This window comes from Streptomyces katrae (genome assembly GCF_000966975.1).
Taxonomy (GTDB): Bacteria; Actinomycetota; Actinomycetes; order Streptomycetales; family Streptomycetaceae; genus Streptomyces; species Streptomyces katrae.
On record NZ_JZWV01000547.1, the window covers coordinates 1 to 13,874 of the forward strand.

15 protein-coding genes and 1 pseudogene are annotated in these 13,874 nt (G+C 69.3%); 15 read left to right on the forward strand and 1 reads right to left on the reverse strand.

The window, feature by feature from the left end:
• From VR44_RS19795 to VR44_RS19860, 15 genes and pseudogenes are all read left to right on the forward strand, one after another.
• Positions 1 to 225: pseudogene (locus VR44_RS19795) on the forward strand (peptide chain release factor N(5)-glutamine methyltransferase); the annotation flags it as partial.
• A gap of 55 nt (positions 226 to 280) precedes the next feature.
• Positions 281 to 928, forward strand: a complete 648-nt coding sequence (locus tag VR44_RS19800) for an L-threonylcarbamoyladenylate synthase (protein WP_045948880.1) — start codon at positions 281 to 283, stop codon at positions 926 to 928.
• Entirely contained in the window at positions 925 to 1,563 is a 639-nt protein-coding gene (locus VR44_RS19805) for an arsenate reductase/protein-tyrosine-phosphatase family protein (RefSeq protein ID WP_045948881.1), read from the forward strand. The genes VR44_RS19800 and VR44_RS19805 overlap by 4 nt, the downstream gene beginning before the upstream one ends.
• A 125-nt stretch (positions 1,564 to 1,688) precedes the next feature.
• Positions 1,689 to 2,924, forward strand: a complete 1,236-nt coding sequence (locus tag VR44_RS19810; protein ID WP_045948882.1) for a serine hydroxymethyltransferase — start codon at positions 1,689 to 1,691, stop codon at positions 2,922 to 2,924.
• A 104-nt stretch (positions 2,925 to 3,028) separates the two neighbouring features.
• Positions 3,029 to 4,339, forward strand: a complete 1,311-nt coding sequence (locus VR44_RS19815; RefSeq protein ID WP_211275099.1) for an MraY family glycosyltransferase — start codon at positions 3,029 to 3,031, stop codon at positions 4,337 to 4,339.
• Positions 4,340 to 4,625: 286 nt separating this feature from the next.
• A complete protein-coding gene (locus VR44_RS19820) occupies positions 4,626 to 5,063 on the forward strand; it encodes a Cg1360 family ATP-synthase-associated protein (protein ID WP_045948884.1) in 438 nt (145 codons plus the stop codon).
• A 225-nt stretch (positions 5,064 to 5,288) separates the two neighbouring features.
• Positions 5,289 to 6,113, forward strand: coding sequence for a F0F1 ATP synthase subunit A (gene atpB / locus VR44_RS19825; protein WP_045948885.1), 825 nt, complete (start codon positions 5,289 to 5,291; stop codon positions 6,111 to 6,113).
• A 120-nt stretch (positions 6,114 to 6,233) separates the two neighbouring features.
• On the forward strand, positions 6,234 to 6,416 hold the full coding sequence (gene atpE, locus VR44_RS42760) for an ATP synthase F0 subunit C (RefSeq protein ID WP_094191766.1): 183 nt from the start codon (positions 6,234 to 6,236) through the stop codon (positions 6,414 to 6,416).
• Positions 6,417 to 6,457: 41 nt separating this feature from the next.
• Complete coding sequence (locus VR44_RS19830; RefSeq protein WP_045948886.1) at positions 6,458 to 7,015, forward strand: F0F1 ATP synthase subunit B; 558 nt, start codon at positions 6,458 to 6,460, stop codon at positions 7,013 to 7,015.
• Positions 7,012 to 7,827, forward strand: coding sequence for a F0F1 ATP synthase subunit delta (locus VR44_RS19835; protein WP_045948887.1), 816 nt, complete (start codon positions 7,012 to 7,014; stop codon positions 7,825 to 7,827). Before VR44_RS19830 ends, VR44_RS19835 begins: the two co-directional genes overlap by 4 nt.
• Positions 7,828 to 7,961: 134 nt before the next feature.
• Positions 7,962 to 9,557: a F0F1 ATP synthase subunit alpha gene (atpA, locus tag VR44_RS19840; RefSeq protein WP_045948888.1), complete on the forward strand. Its 1,596-nt coding sequence runs from the start codon at positions 7,962 to 7,964 to the stop codon at positions 9,555 to 9,557.
• 20 nt (positions 9,558 to 9,577) lie between these two features.
• Complete coding sequence (locus tag VR44_RS19845) at positions 9,578 to 10,495, forward strand: F0F1 ATP synthase subunit gamma (protein WP_045948889.1); 918 nt, start codon at positions 9,578 to 9,580, stop codon at positions 10,493 to 10,495.
• Positions 10,495 to 11,937 carry a F0F1 ATP synthase subunit beta gene (gene atpD / locus VR44_RS19850; RefSeq protein WP_045948890.1) on the forward strand — a complete coding sequence of 481 codons (1,443 nt, stop codon included), beginning with the start codon at positions 10,495 to 10,497 and terminating at the stop codon, positions 11,935 to 11,937. The genes VR44_RS19845 and atpD overlap by 1 nt, the downstream gene beginning before the upstream one ends.
• A gap of 105 nt (positions 11,938 to 12,042) precedes the next feature.
• On the forward strand, positions 12,043 to 12,417 hold the full coding sequence (locus tag VR44_RS19855; RefSeq protein WP_045948891.1) for a F0F1 ATP synthase subunit epsilon: 375 nt from the start codon (positions 12,043 to 12,045) through the stop codon (positions 12,415 to 12,417).
• Positions 12,418 to 12,545: 128 nt separating this feature from the next.
• Entirely contained in the window at positions 12,546 to 12,992 is a 447-nt protein-coding gene (locus VR44_RS19860) for a DUF2550 domain-containing protein (protein WP_211275098.1), read from the forward strand.
• A 69-nt stretch (positions 12,993 to 13,061) separates the two neighbouring features.
• Here the strand turns inward: VR44_RS19860 and VR44_RS19865 are convergent.
• A partial coding sequence (locus VR44_RS19865) for a glycoside hydrolase family 18 protein (protein WP_045948892.1) occupies positions 13,062 to 13,874 on the reverse strand: 813 nt, incomplete at its 5' end.

Here is a 13,874-nt window from a genome sequence, read left to right on the forward strand (position 1 = left end):
GCGCTGTTCTCCGGCGAGTACGGCCTCGACACCATCCGCGGGATCGAGCGCACCGCCCACCGCCTGCTGCGGCCCGGCGGCATCGTCGTGATCGAGCACGCCGACACCCAGGGCGGCCAGGTGCCGTGGATCTTCGCCGACGAGCGGGGCTGGGCCGACGCCGCCGACCACCCCGACCTGAACAACCGTCCGCGCTTCGCGACCGCCCGCAAGGCCATGCCGTGATGCCCGCGACCCCGACCGCCCACGACACCACCCCGCTGCACGAGGAGATCCGCTGATGGCCCGGCGATACGACTGCAACGACGCGACGGACCGCAAGACGGGCCTGCGCGAAGCGGCCTCCGCAGTGCGCCGCGGCGAGCTCGTCGTGCTGCCCACCGACACCCTGTACGGGATCGGCGCGGACGCCTTCAGCGCCGAGGCCGTCGGCGACCTGCTCGCCGCCAAGGGCCGCGGCCGCAACATGCCCACCCCGGTGCTCATCGGCTCCCCGAACACCCTCCACGGTCTCGTCACGGACTTCTCCGAGCAGGCCTGGGAGCTCGTCGACGCCTTCTGGCCGGGCGGGCTCACGCTCGTCGCCAAGCACCAGCCGTCGCTGGCCTGGGACCTGGGGGAGACCCGCGGCACCGTCGCCGTGCGCATGCCCCTGCACCCCGTCGCCATCGAGCTGCTGACCGACGTCGGCCCGATGGCCGTCTCCTCGGCGAACCTGTCAGGGCACCCCGCGCCGGAGGACTGCGACGCGGCCCGCGCCATGCTGGGCGATTCCGTCTCCGTCTACCTGGACGGCGGGCCGACCCCCAGCACCCTGCCCTCGTCGATCGTCGACGTCACCGGGAAGGTTCCCGTGCTGCTGCGCGAGGGCGCGCTGACCGCGGAGCAGCTGCGGGAGGTCGTACCCGACCTCGAGGTGGCTCCGTGAGCCCTCAGGGGCGTGGCATAGCCAAGGGAGACACCTTCCGCATACTCCACGTCAGCACCGGGAACGTGTGCCGCTCGCCGATCACCGAGCGGCTGACGCGGCACGCGCTCGCGCACCGGCTGGGTGCGCTGGGGCTGCCCTCGGGCGACCTGATCGTGGAGAGCGCGGGCACCTGGGGCCACGAGGGCGCGCCGATGGAGGCCAACGCGGCGGCCGTGCTCGCGGACTTCGGAGCGGACGCGACGGGGTTCACCGGGCGGGAGCTGCTCGACGAGCACGTCATACGGGCCGACCTGGTGCTGACCGCCACCCGTGACCACCGGGCGCAGGTCATCTCCATGGGGCACTCGGCCGGACTGCGGACCTTCACGCTGAAGGAGTTCACCCGGCTGGTGCGCGCCATAGACCCGGCGACCCTGCCGCCGCTGGACGACGGCATGGCCGAGCGGGCCCGGGCGCTGGTGCGGGCCGCCGCGGCCCTGCGGGGCTGGCTGCTGGCCCCTTCCGCCGACGCGGACGAGGTGTACGACCCGTACGGGGCGCCGATCACCTTCTTCCGCTCGATCGGCGACGAGATCAACGAGGCGCTGGACCCGGTCGTCACGGCCCTGACGGGCGTCACGCCCCCGCACTGACCCCTCCTTCCCGGGGGCCGCCGCCCGTCGCGGCGGCGACGCCGGGGCCGGCGCGCACGGGCGTGAAGGCGGGGTCCGGCCTACAGTGGCTGGTACCGGTACCCCCACTGCGCGGGAGTCGCGCCATGAGCGTCACCACTGAGCGGGCCACGGACGTGCTGCGGGCGCAGGACCCGCAAATGGCCGACATCCTCGACGGGGAGCGGCAGCGGCAGGCCACCACCCTCCAGCTGAGCGCAGCCGAGAACTTCACCTCCCCCGCCGTGCTCGCCGCGCTGGGGTCCCCGCTCGCCAACAAGTACGCCGAGGGCTACCCCGGCGCCCGCCACCACGGCGGCTGCGAGTACGCCGACCTGGCCGAGCGGGTGGCGCAGGAGCGGGCCACCGCGCTGTTCGGGGTCGAGCACGCCAACGTGCAGCCCCACTCGGGCTCCTCGGCCGTGCTCGCCGCCTACGCGGCGCTGCTGCGGCCCGGGGACACCGTCCTGGCGATGGGTCTCGCGTACGGCGGGCACCTCACGCACGGTTCGCCGGCCAACTTCTCGGGCCGGTGGTTCGAGTTCGTGGGGTACGGGGTCGACGCCGAGTCGGGCCTCGTCGACTACGAGCAGGTGCAGCAGCTGGCCCGGGCGCACCGGCCCAAGGCCATCGTGTGCGGGTCCATCTCCTACCCCCGGCACCTGGAGTACTCCGCCTTCCGGGAGATCGCCGACGAGGTCGGGGCCTATCTGATCGCCGACGCCGCCCATCCCATCGGGCTGGTCGCGGGCGGGGCCGCGCCGAGCCCCGTGCCCTACGCGGACGTGATCTGCGCGACCACCCACAAGGTGCTGCGCGGCCCGCGCGGCGGGATGGTGCTGTGCGGGGCCGAGTTCGCCGAGCGCGTCGACCGGGCGGTGTTCCCCTTCACCCAGGGCGGCGCACAGATGCACACCATCGCCGCCAAGGCGGTGGCCTTCGGGGAGGCGGCCGGGCCGGCCTTCACCCGGTACGCCCACAAGGTCGTCGCCAACGCCCGGGCCCTCGCCGCCGCCCTGCGCGCGCACGGGCTGGCCGTGACCACGGGCGGCACCGACACCCACCTGATCACCGCCGACCCCGCCCCGCTCGGCGTCGACGGACCGGCCGCGCGCGGGCGGCTGGCCGCCGCCGGGATCGTCCTCGACACCTGCGCCCTGCCGTACGGGGACCAGCGCGGGATCCGCCTGGGCACCGCGGCGGTGACCACGCAGGGGATGGGGGAGCCGGAGATGGCCCTGATCGCGGAGCTGTTCGCCGGCGCGCTGGGCGGCGCGGACGCGGCCGGTACGCGTGCCGCGGTCGCCGAGCTGACCGGACGATTTCCTCCTTACGGGGCGTAACCGGGACGAGTGTCCCTTAGCGCAACCGGAACGAGGACTCCGCGCGTCCTCGTCCCCGTGTACATCGCGGCTAATGTGTGGGGCTGAGATGGCCGGCGATACATCTGGGGCAGCCAGTGCGTGAATATCTGCTGACGCTTTGCGTCACGGTCGCGGTGACCTACCTGCTGACCGGGCCCGTCCGCAAGTTCGCGATCGCGGCGGGCGCGATGCCGGAGATCCGCGCCCGCGACGTCCACCGCGAGCCCACCCCCCGGCTGGGCGGGATCGCGATGTTCGGCGGCCTGTGCGCGGGCCTGCTGATCGCCGACCACCTGCAGAGCCTCAATGGGGTCTTCGAACGTTCCAACGAGCCGCGGGCGCTGCTCTCGGGCGCCGCGCTGATCTGGCTGGTCGGCGTCCTCGACGACAAGTTCGAACTCGACGCCCTCATCAAGCTCGGCGCCCAGATGATCGCCGCCGGTGTGATGGTCATCCAGGGCCTCACCATCCTGTGGATCCCGGTCCCGGGCATCGGCACCGTCGCGCTGACCCAGTGGCAGGGGACCCTGCTCACCGTGGCCCTGGTGGTGATCACCATCAACGCGGTGAACTTCGTGGACGGCCTCGACGGCCTGGCGGCCGGCATGGTCTGCATCGCCACCTGCGCGTTCTTCCTCTACGCCTACCGGATCTGGTTCGGCTACGGCATCGAGGCGGCCGCCCCCGCGACCCTCTTCGCCGCCATCCTGATGGGCATGTGCCTGGGCTTCCTGCCGCACAACATGCACCCCGCGCGGATCTTCATGGGCGACTCCGGCTCGATGCTGATCGGCCTGGTGCTGGCCGCCTCCGCCATCTCGATCACCGGGCAGGTGGACCCGGACACGATGGCCCTCTTCGTGGGCGGTGAGCGCAACGCGACGCACGCGATGCTGCCCGTCTTCATCCCGCTGCTGCTGCCGCTGACCATCATCGCGATCCCGATGGCGGACCTCGTCCTGGCCATCGTGCGGCGCACCTGGAAGGGGCAGTCGCCCTTCGCCGCGGACCGCGGGCACCTGCACCACCGGCTTCTGGAACTCGGGCATTCGCACAGCCGGGCTGTACTCATCATGTACTTCTGGTCGGGGCTGATCGCCTTCGGGACGGTGGCCTATTCGGTGAACTCCGCCTCGATGTGGATCGTTCTCGCCATCGCCGCACTGAGTGCCCTGGGCCTGGTCCTGCTCCTCCTGCCGCGGTTCACCCCGAGGGCCCCGCGCTGGGCCGAGGGTCTGGTCCCGCCGCGCTACCGGCACGCCCGGCGGGCCGCGGAGGCCGCGGCCGAGGCGGCGCGGCCGATCGCGGCGGGCGTCTCCGGCGTCAACGGCGCGACAGCGGTAGGCCCCCGTTCGCGCTTCCCCGACCGGCGTAAGGCGGGTTCGGCGCGCTGACGCGCCCGGAGCATGTCCGACATGAACGCCCATTACCAGACAAGCCGTAGCCCTGTCTTGCACACACGGGCGGATTAGCCCTCATGTGTGACAGTCAGCACACCGCACAGGTAAAGCTCTCATCAAATAGTTTGTGATACCGTTCACTAAACCCGGCGACAGAGCCGAAGGACCGTAGTGCGACGGTCCATTGGCCCGAGGCGATCACTCGGACCGGGCTTACGCTCGTCCCCGTACGAGTCCCCGTACGAGTCCGTGCCCCCACCACCACGCGGAGCAAACCGCCATGCGGTCTAACGACGTCCGATCCCTCCTGCAAACCGCCGTACCCACCGCTGCCGCCGGCGCCATCGCCGCCGTGATCAGCGGTCTGGTCGTCGGTGGCAAGGGTGCGGTCGGAGCGCTCGTCGCGACCGTGGTCGTGATCCTGTTCATGGGCCTCGGATTCCTGGTCCTGCAGCGCACGGCGAAAACCTTGCCGCACCTGTTCCAGGCGATGGGCCTCATGCTCTACGCGGCCCAGATCCTGCTGCTCTTCGTCTTTCTCGCCGTGTTCAAGAACACGACGCTGTTCCACCCCCGGGCGTTCGCGATCACGCTCGTCGCCACCACCCTCGTGTGGATCGGCGCGCAGACGCGTGCCCACATGAAAGCCAAGATCCTTTACGTCGAGCCGGACTCGGTCAAGGGTGAAAAGCCCGAAAATCCGGGGTCGAAGTCGTGAGGGGTAGGGCCGGGATAAGTGTGCGTTCGAGATGCTGCTATCGTCCGGTTCAAACTGCGGCACTGCGGGCGCGGGCATCTGAGCTGACGCCTGTTCCATCGCGAGGCTCGATGCCTGACTGCCGCCCCCACACCCGTTACACCAGTCCAGTGCCGAACCGCGGCCGTGCGCCGCGCCGACACGATGAGGTTGCCGTACCTATGCGCCACGCTGAAGGAGCCCGCGGTGAGTGCTGACCCGACGCAGGTCCTCGCCTTCGAGACCGACTGTCACATCTTCTCCGGATGTGGCTTCCCCGGCCCGGGCCTGCACTCGTTCCTCTTCGAGCCGCTGTGGGGCGAAGCCGGCATCACGAGTGCCTACTTCAACAAGCCGATGCTGCTGGCCCTCCTGGGCTCCGTCATCATCGTGGCTTTCTTCTGGGCCGCCTTCGGCCGGGCCAGGGTCGTCCCGAACAAGCTGCAGATGGTCGGTGAGGCCGGCTACGACTTCGTGCGCCGCGGCATCGTCTACGAGACGCTCGGCAAGAAGGAGGGCGAGAAGTACGTCCCCTTCATGGTCTCGCTGTTCTTCTTCGTCTGGATCCTGAACGTCTGGTCGATCGTCCCGGTCGCGCAGTTCCCGGTGACCTCGATCATCGCGTACCCCGCGGTCCTCGCGCTGATCGTCTACTTCATCTGGATGTCGGTGACGTTCAAGCGTCACGGCTTCGTCGGCGGCCTGAAGAACCTGACCGGCTACGACAAGTCGCTCGGCCCGGTGCTCCCGCTGGTCATGGTCATCGAGTTCTTCTCGAACGTCCTGGTGCGTCCGTTCACCCACGCGGTCCGACTGTTCGCGAACATGTTCGCCGGTCACACCCTGCTGCTGCTGTTCACCATCGCCAGCTGGTACCTGCTGCACGGGATCGGCATCGCCTACGCGGGCGTGTCGTTCATCATGGTCATCGTGATGACCGCCTTCGAGCTCTTCATCCAGGCTGTCCAGGCGTACGTCTTCGTCCTCCTGGCCTGCAGCTTCATCCAGGGCGCGCTCGCCGAGCACCACTGAGCCAGACCGCCCACCCCCATCCCCCCTGTCGTCCGGTGGCCAACCCCCACCGGTCCGTGAAAGAGAAGGAAGAACTGGCATGTCCCAGATCCTTGCTGCGTCACCGGTTCCCTCAGCTCCATCGGTTACGGCCTCGCGGCCATCGGCCCGGGCGTCGGCGTCGGCATCATCTTCGGTAACGGTACGCAGGCCCTCGCCCGCCAGCCCGAGGCTGCCGGTCTGATCCGCGCCAACCAGATCCTCGGCTTCGCCTTCTGTGAGGCGCTCGCCCTCATCGGTCTGGTCATGCCGTTCGTCTACTAAGACGAGCCGACCACTAGTCCGATTAGACGAAAGGCACTGATGTGAACCTCCTGGTTCTCGCGGCCGAGACGGAAAACCCGCTCGTCCCGCCGATCCCCGAGCTCGTCATCGGTCTGATCGCCGTCATCGGTCTGATCGCCTTCGTCATCGTCTTCGGTTTCCTCGCGAAGAAGCTCCTCCCGAACATCAACAAGGTTCTGGACGAGCGTCGCGAGGCCATCGAGGGCGGTATCGAGAAGGCTGAGGCCGCTCAGACCGAGGCCCAGAGCGTGCTGGAGCAGTACAAGGCCCAGCTCGCCGAGGCCCGGCACGAGGCCGCGCGCCTGCGCCAGGAAGCGCTGGAGCAGGGCACTGCGCTCAAGGAAGAACTGCGCGCAGAGGGCCAGCGGCAGCGTGAGGAGATCATCGCTGCCGGTCACGCCCAGATCGCCGCTGACCGCAAGGCCGCCTCTCAGGCGCTGCGTCAGGACGTGGGCAAGCTCGCCACCGACCTGGCCGGCAAGCTCGTCGGCGAGTCCCTCGAGGACGTCGCCCGGCAGAGCCGCACCATCGACCGCTTCCTCAGCGAGCTCGAGGAGAAGGCCGAGGCGGCCCGATGAACGGAGCGAGCCGCGAGGCGCTGGCCTCCGCGCGCGAGCGTCTCGACGCGCTGACGGACAACACGTCCGTCGACGCGGCGAAGCTCGCCGGTGAGCTGGCAGCCGTCACCGCGCTGCTCGACCGTGAGGTCTCGCTGCGTCGGGTCATCACGGACCCGGCGCAGTCCGGCGAGGCCAAGGCCGAGCTGGTCGGCCGGCTGCTGTCCGGCCAGGTGGGCGGGGAGACCCTCGACCTGGTGTCCGGCATGGCCCGGTCCCGCTGGTCGCAGTCCCGCGACCTGGTGGACGCGCTGGAGGAGCTGGCGGCCACCGCCGACCTCACCGCCGCCCAGCAGGGCGACGCGCTCGACAACGTCGAGGACGAGCTGTTCCGGTTCGGCCGGATCGTCGCCTCGAACACCGGGCTGCGTGCCGCGCTGACCGACCGCGCCGCCACCGCCTCCGCCAAGAGCGAGCTGCTGCGCAGCCTGCTCGGCGGCAAGGTGAACGCCGTCACCGAGCGCCTGGTCGTCCGTCTCGTCACGCACCCGCGTGGACGTAGCCTTGAGGGGGGACTCGAGTCCCTCTCGACGCTCGCCGCTGCGCGCCGTGACCGCATGGTCGCCACCGTGACCAGCGCGGTTCCGCTCAGCGACGTGCAGAAGCAGCGTCTCGGCGCGGTGCTGGCCAAGCTGTACGGCCGCCAGATGCACCTGAACCTCGACGTGGACCCCGCGGTCCTCGGCGGGATCTCGGTGCGGGTCGGCGACGAGGTCATCGACGGCACCATCGCGGACCGCCTCGCCGAGGCGTCGCGCCGCATGGCCGGCTGACCAGCCGCCACCACACAGATACAAAGCATTCCTAGCGGCCCGGTTGGGCCGTGCAGAACTTGCAGAAGATTCCTGGGGGTCGCCCCCAGACCCCTAAGAAGCTTCAGGCCCAACAAGGAGAGCAGGGAACCCAGATGGCGGAGCTCACGATCCGGCCGGAGGAGATCCGGGACGCACTGGAGACCTTTGTCCAGTCGTACCAGCCGGACGCGGCCTCGCGCGAGGAGGTCGGAACGGTCAGCGTTGCCGGCGACGGCATCGCGAAGGTGGAGGGCCTGCCCTCCGCCATGGCGAACGAGCTGCTGAAGTTCGAGGACGGCACCCTCGGTCTCGCCCTCAACCTCGAGGAGCGCGAGATCGGTGCGATCGTCCTCGGCGAGTTCAGCGGTATCGAGGAGGGCCAGCCGGTGCAGCGCACCGGTGAGGTTCTCTCCGTAGGTGTCGGCGAGGGCTACCTCGGCCGCGTTGTCGACCCGCTCGGCAACCCGATCGACGGCCTCGGCGAGATCGCGACCGAGGGCCGCCGCGCCCTCGAGCTGCAGGCCCCGGGCGTCATGGTCCGTAAGTCGGTGCACGAGCCCATGCAGACCGGCTACAAGGCCGTCGACGCGATGGTGCCGATCGGCCGTGGCCAGCGTCAGCTGATCATCGGTGACCGCCAGACCGGCAAGACCGCCCTGGCCGTCGACACGATCATCAACCAGCGCGACAACTGGCGCTCGGGCGACGTGAACAAGCAGGTCCGCTGCATCTACGTCGCCATCGGCCAGAAGGGCTCGACCATCGCGTCCGTGCGCGGCGCCCTGGAAGAGGCCGGCGCGCTCGAGTACACGACGATCGTCGCCGCCCCGGCGTCCGACCCGGCCGGCTTCAAGTACCTGGCGCCGTACACCGGTTCCGCCATCGGCCAGCACTGGATGTACGCCGGCAAGCACGTCCTGATCATCTTCGACGACCTGTCGAAGCAGGCCGACGCCTACCGCGCCGTGTCGCTGCTGCTGCGCCGCCCGCCGGGCCGTGAGGCCTACCCGGGTGACGTCTTCTACCTGCACTCCCGTCTGCTCGAGCGCTGCGCCAAGCTCTCCGACGACATGGGTGCCGGCTCGATGACCGGTCTGCCGATCGTCGAGACCAAGGCCAACGACGTCTCGGCGTTCATCCCGACCAACGTCATCTCCATCACCGACGGCCAGTGCTTCCTGGAGTCCGACCTGTTCAACGCCGGCCAGCGTCCGGCCCTGAACGTCGGTATCTCGGTCTCCCGCGTCGGTGGCTCCGCCCAGCACAAGGCGATGAAGCAGGTCTCCGGCCGCCTCCGTGTCGACCTGGCCCAGTACCGCGAGCTGGAGGCGTTCGCCGCCTTCGGTTCCGACCTGGACGCCGCGTCGAAGGCCTCGCTGGAGCGCGGCAAGCGCATGGTCGAGCTGCTGAAGCAGGGCCAGTACCAGCCGATGCCCGTCGAGGAGCAGGTCGTCTCCGTCTGGGCCGGCACCACCGGCAAGATGGACGACGTCCCGGTCGCCGACATCCGTCGCTTCGAGTCGGAGCTGCTGGAGTACCTGCGCCGCGAGCGCAAGGACCTCCTCACCTCCATCGCGGACGGCGGCAAGATGTCCGACGACACGCTGGGCTCGATCGCCGACGCCATCGCCGCCTTCAAGCGGCAGTTCGAGACCTCGGACGGCAAGCTCCTGGGCGAGGACGTCCCGGCCGTCAACGTCTCCAAGTGACGACGGAAGGGACCTGACTCATGGGAGCGCAGCTCCGGGTCTATAAGCGTCGCATCCGTGCCATCACGGCGACCAAGAAGATCACCAAGGCGATGGAGATGATCGCCGCCTCGCGCATCGTCAAGGCGCAGCGCAAGGTGGCGGCCTCGATGCCGTACGCGACCGAGCTCACCCGCGCGGTGACCGCGGTGGCGACCGGTTCGAACACCAAGCACGCCCTGACCACCGAGGTCGAGGCGCCGACCCGCGCCGCGGTCCTGCTCATCACGAGCGACCGCGGTCTGGCCGGCGGCTACTCCTCGAACGCCATCAAGCAGGCCGACCGGCTCACCGAGCGGCTGCGCGCTGAGGGCAAGGAGGTCGACAGCTACATCGTCGGCCGCAAGGGTGTCGCCTACTACGGCTTCCGTGAGCGCAAGGTCACGGACTCGTGGACCGGCTTCACCGACAGCCCGGCCTACGCCGACGCCAAGCGCGTCGCGGCGCCGCTGATCGAGGCCATCCAGACGGAGACGGCCGATGGTGGCGTCGACGAGCTGCACATCGTCTTCACGGAATTCGTGTCGATGATGACGCAGAACGCCGTCGACGGCCGGATGCTGCCGCTCAGCCTCGACCAGGCTCAGGAGGAGGACGGTGCGAAGGGCGAGATCCTTCCGCTGTTCGAGTTCGAGCCGTCGGCGGAGGACGTCCTCGACGCCCTTCTGCCGCGCTACGTCGAGAGCCGCATCTACAACGCACTGCTGCAGTCGGCCGCTTCCGAGCACGCCGCCCGCCGCCGCGCGATGAAGTCGGCGACCGACAACGCCGGTGAGCTCATCAAGAGCCTCTCCCGGCTTGCCAACGCGGCCCGCCAGGCCGAAATCACCCAGGAAATCAGCGAGATCGTCGGTGGCGCGAGCGCCATGGCCGACGCGACCGCGGGGAGTGACAAGTAATGACGACCTCTGTTGAGACGGCCGCTGCCACGGGCCGCATCGCCCGGGTCATCGGCCCGGTCGTCGACGTGGAGTTCCCCGTCGACGCGATGCCCGACATCTACAACGCGCTGACCGTCCAGGTCGCCGACCCGGCCGAGGAGGGCGCGCTCAAGACGCTGACCCTCGAGGTCGCGCAGCACCTCGGTGACGGCCTGGTCCGCACCATCTCGATGCAGCCCACCGACGGTCTGGTCCGCCAGGCCCCGGTGACCGACACGGGCTCGGGCATCACCGTCCCCGTCGGTGACTTCACCAAGGGCAAGGTGTTCAACACCCTGGGCGAGGTGCTCAACTACCCGGAGGCCAACTCCGAGGTCACCGAGCGCTGGGCGATCCACCGCAAGGCCCCGAACTTCGACGAGCTCGAGTCGAAGACCGAGATGTTCGAGACCGGCGTCAAGGTCATCGACCTCCTCACCCCGTACGTCAAGGGTGGAAAGATCGGTCTGTTCGGTGGTGCCGGTGTCGGCAAGACCGTTCTGATCCAGGAAATGATCTACCGCGTCGCCAACAACCACGACGGTGTGTCGGTGTTCGCGGGTGTCGGTGAGCGCACCCGTGAGGGCAACGACCTCATCGAGGAGATGTCGGACTCCGGCGTTCTGGACAAGACCGCGCTGGTCTTCGGCCAGATGGACGAGCCCCCGGGCACCCGTCTGCGCGTCGCCCTGGCCGGTCTGACCATGGCGGAGTACTTCCGCGATGTGCAGAAGCAGGACGTCCTCTTCTTCATCGACAACATCTTCCGGTACACCCAGGCCGGTTCCGAGGTGTCGACCCTGCTCGGCCGTATGCCCTCCGCGGTGGGTTACCAGCCGAACCTGGCCGACGAGATGGGTCTCCTCCAGGAGCGCATCACCTCGACCCGTGGTCACTCGATCACCTCCATGCAGGCGATCTACGTCCCCGCCGACGACCTCACCGACCCGGCGCCGGCGACCACCTTCGCCCACCTCGACGCGACGACGGTTCTCTCCCGTCCGATCTCCGAGAAGGGCATCTACCCGGCCGTGGACCCGCTGGACTCCACGTCCCGCATCCTGGACCCCCGCTACATCGCGGCGGACCACTACAACGCGGCCATGCGCGTCAAGGGGATCCTGCAGAAGTACAAGGACCTCCAGGACATCATCGCGATCCTCGGTATCGACGAGCTGGGCGAGGAGGACAAGCTCGTTGTCCACCGTGCCCGTCGCGTCGAGCGCTTCCTGTCGCAGAACACCCACGTCGCCAAGCAGTTCACCGGCGTGGACGGTTCGGACGTTCCGCTCGACGAGTCGATCGCCGCGTTCAACGCGATCTGCGACGGTGAGTACGACCACTTCCCCGAGCAGGCGTTCTTCATGTGCGGTGGCATCGAGGACCTGAAGGCCAACGCCAAGGAGCTGGGCGTCTCCTGACGCTCCGCAGGAGAGGGGCGGGTGCGTCCCGCCCCTCTCTCCACGCCCATTAGAATTTGACCCAACACCCGGCGGACCCGCCGGGTGGTGACCCGAGGAGCCACCTTGGCTGCTGAGCTGCACGTCGAGATGGTCGCGGCGGACCGCAATGTCTGGTCCGGCGAGGCCACCCTGGTCGTCGCCCGCACCACGTCCGGCGACATCGGCGTCATGCCCGGTCACCAGCCGCTTCTCGGTGTGCTGGAATCGGGCCCGGTGACCATCCGTACCAGCGATGGCGGCACGGTCGTCGCCGCGGTGCACGGCGGTTTCATCTCGTTCGCGGACAACAAGCTGTCCCTGCTGGCCGAGATCGCCGAGCTCGCGGACGAGATCGACGTCCAGCGGGCGGAGCGGGCACTGGAGCGCGCGAAGGCGGACGCTGACGCGGCCGCCGAACGTCGCGCCGATGTCCGGCTGCGTGCGGTCGCGGGGCACTGAGCCCCGTACCGAAGAGCTTGAAACCTCAGCCGCGGTCCGTTCCGGAATTTTCCGGAGCGGGTCGCGGCTGAGGCGATGTACGTACTTTTTGTTTGTGCGGTTTTCGATGAGCGAGGAGGTCGGTGAAGATGCTCCTCGCTCTGCTTGTGAGCGGCCTGGTCGTAGCCCTGGTGGTGATCGGGCTGTTCGTGTTCGGGCTGCGCCGCAGACTGATCCAGCGCTCCGGCGGGACCTTCGACTGCAGCCTGCGCTGGGGCGTGGCCGAGGAGCCCGACGTCTCCGGCAAGGGGTGGGTCTACGGGGTCGCCCGCTACAGCGGTGACCGCATCGAGTGGTTCCGCGTGTTCAGCTATTCGCCGCGGCCGCGCCGGCTGCTGGAGCGTTCCTCCATCGAGGTGCTCGCACGGCGCGCTCCTGAGGGCGAGGAGGAGCTGGCCCTGCTGTCCGACTCCGTCGTGCTCGGCTGTTCCCACCAGGGGACGCGCCTGGAGCTGGCGATGAGCGAGGACGCGCTGACGGGATTCCTGGCCTGGCTGGAGGCGGCGCCTCCGGGGCAGAGGGTGAACGTCGCCTGACGTTCCACAGCCGTGGAGGAAGCCGGGGAGACGGGGGCGGACCCGTCTCCCCGGCTTCGTCGTGTGCGCCTACTGCAGGCCGGTGTGGATGGCGTTCGCGAGCTCGCCGTTGGTGGTGTCGCCGCTGAACTCCCAGAAGAAGGCTCCCTTGAGCCCCTGGTTCTTCAGCCAGGTCATCTTCCCGGCGATGGTGGCGGGGGTGTCGTAGCTCCACCAGTTGCTTCCGCACCTGGCGTAGGCGGTGCCGGCGACGGTGCCGGTGGTGGGGCAGCTGGTCTTGAGGACCTTGTAGTCCTCGATGCCCTGCTCGTACGTGCCCGGGGCGGGTCCGGTGGCGGTGCCGCCGGGGGCGTCCTGGGTGACGCCGGTCCAGCCGCGGCCGTAGAAGCCGATGCCGAGGTTGAGCTTGGAGCCGGGGATGCCCTTGCCCTTGAGCTTGGTGATGGCGGCCTCGGAGTTGAAGCCGGCGATCGGGATGCCGGTGTAGGAGGTCAGCGGGGAGTGCGGGGCGGTGGGGCCCTTGGCGTCCCAGGCGCCGAAGAAGTCGTACGTCATCACGTTGTAGAAGTCGACGTACGGGGCCGCGCCCGCGTAGTCCGCGAGGTCGAGCTTGCCGCCGTTGGAGCCGTCGGCGGAGATGGCGGCGGTGACCAGGTTGGCGGAGCCGAACTTGGCGCGCAGGGCCGACATCAGGTTCTTGAAGGCGGCGGCGCCACTGGTGTCACAGGACAGGCCGCAGGCGTTCGGGTACTCCCAGTCGATGTCGATCCCGTCGAAGACGTCCGCCCAGCGCGGGTCCTCGACCAGGTCGTAGCAGGACTGGGCGAAGGCGGCCGGGTTCTGGGCGGCCTGCCCGAAGCCGCCGGACCAGGTCCAGCCGCC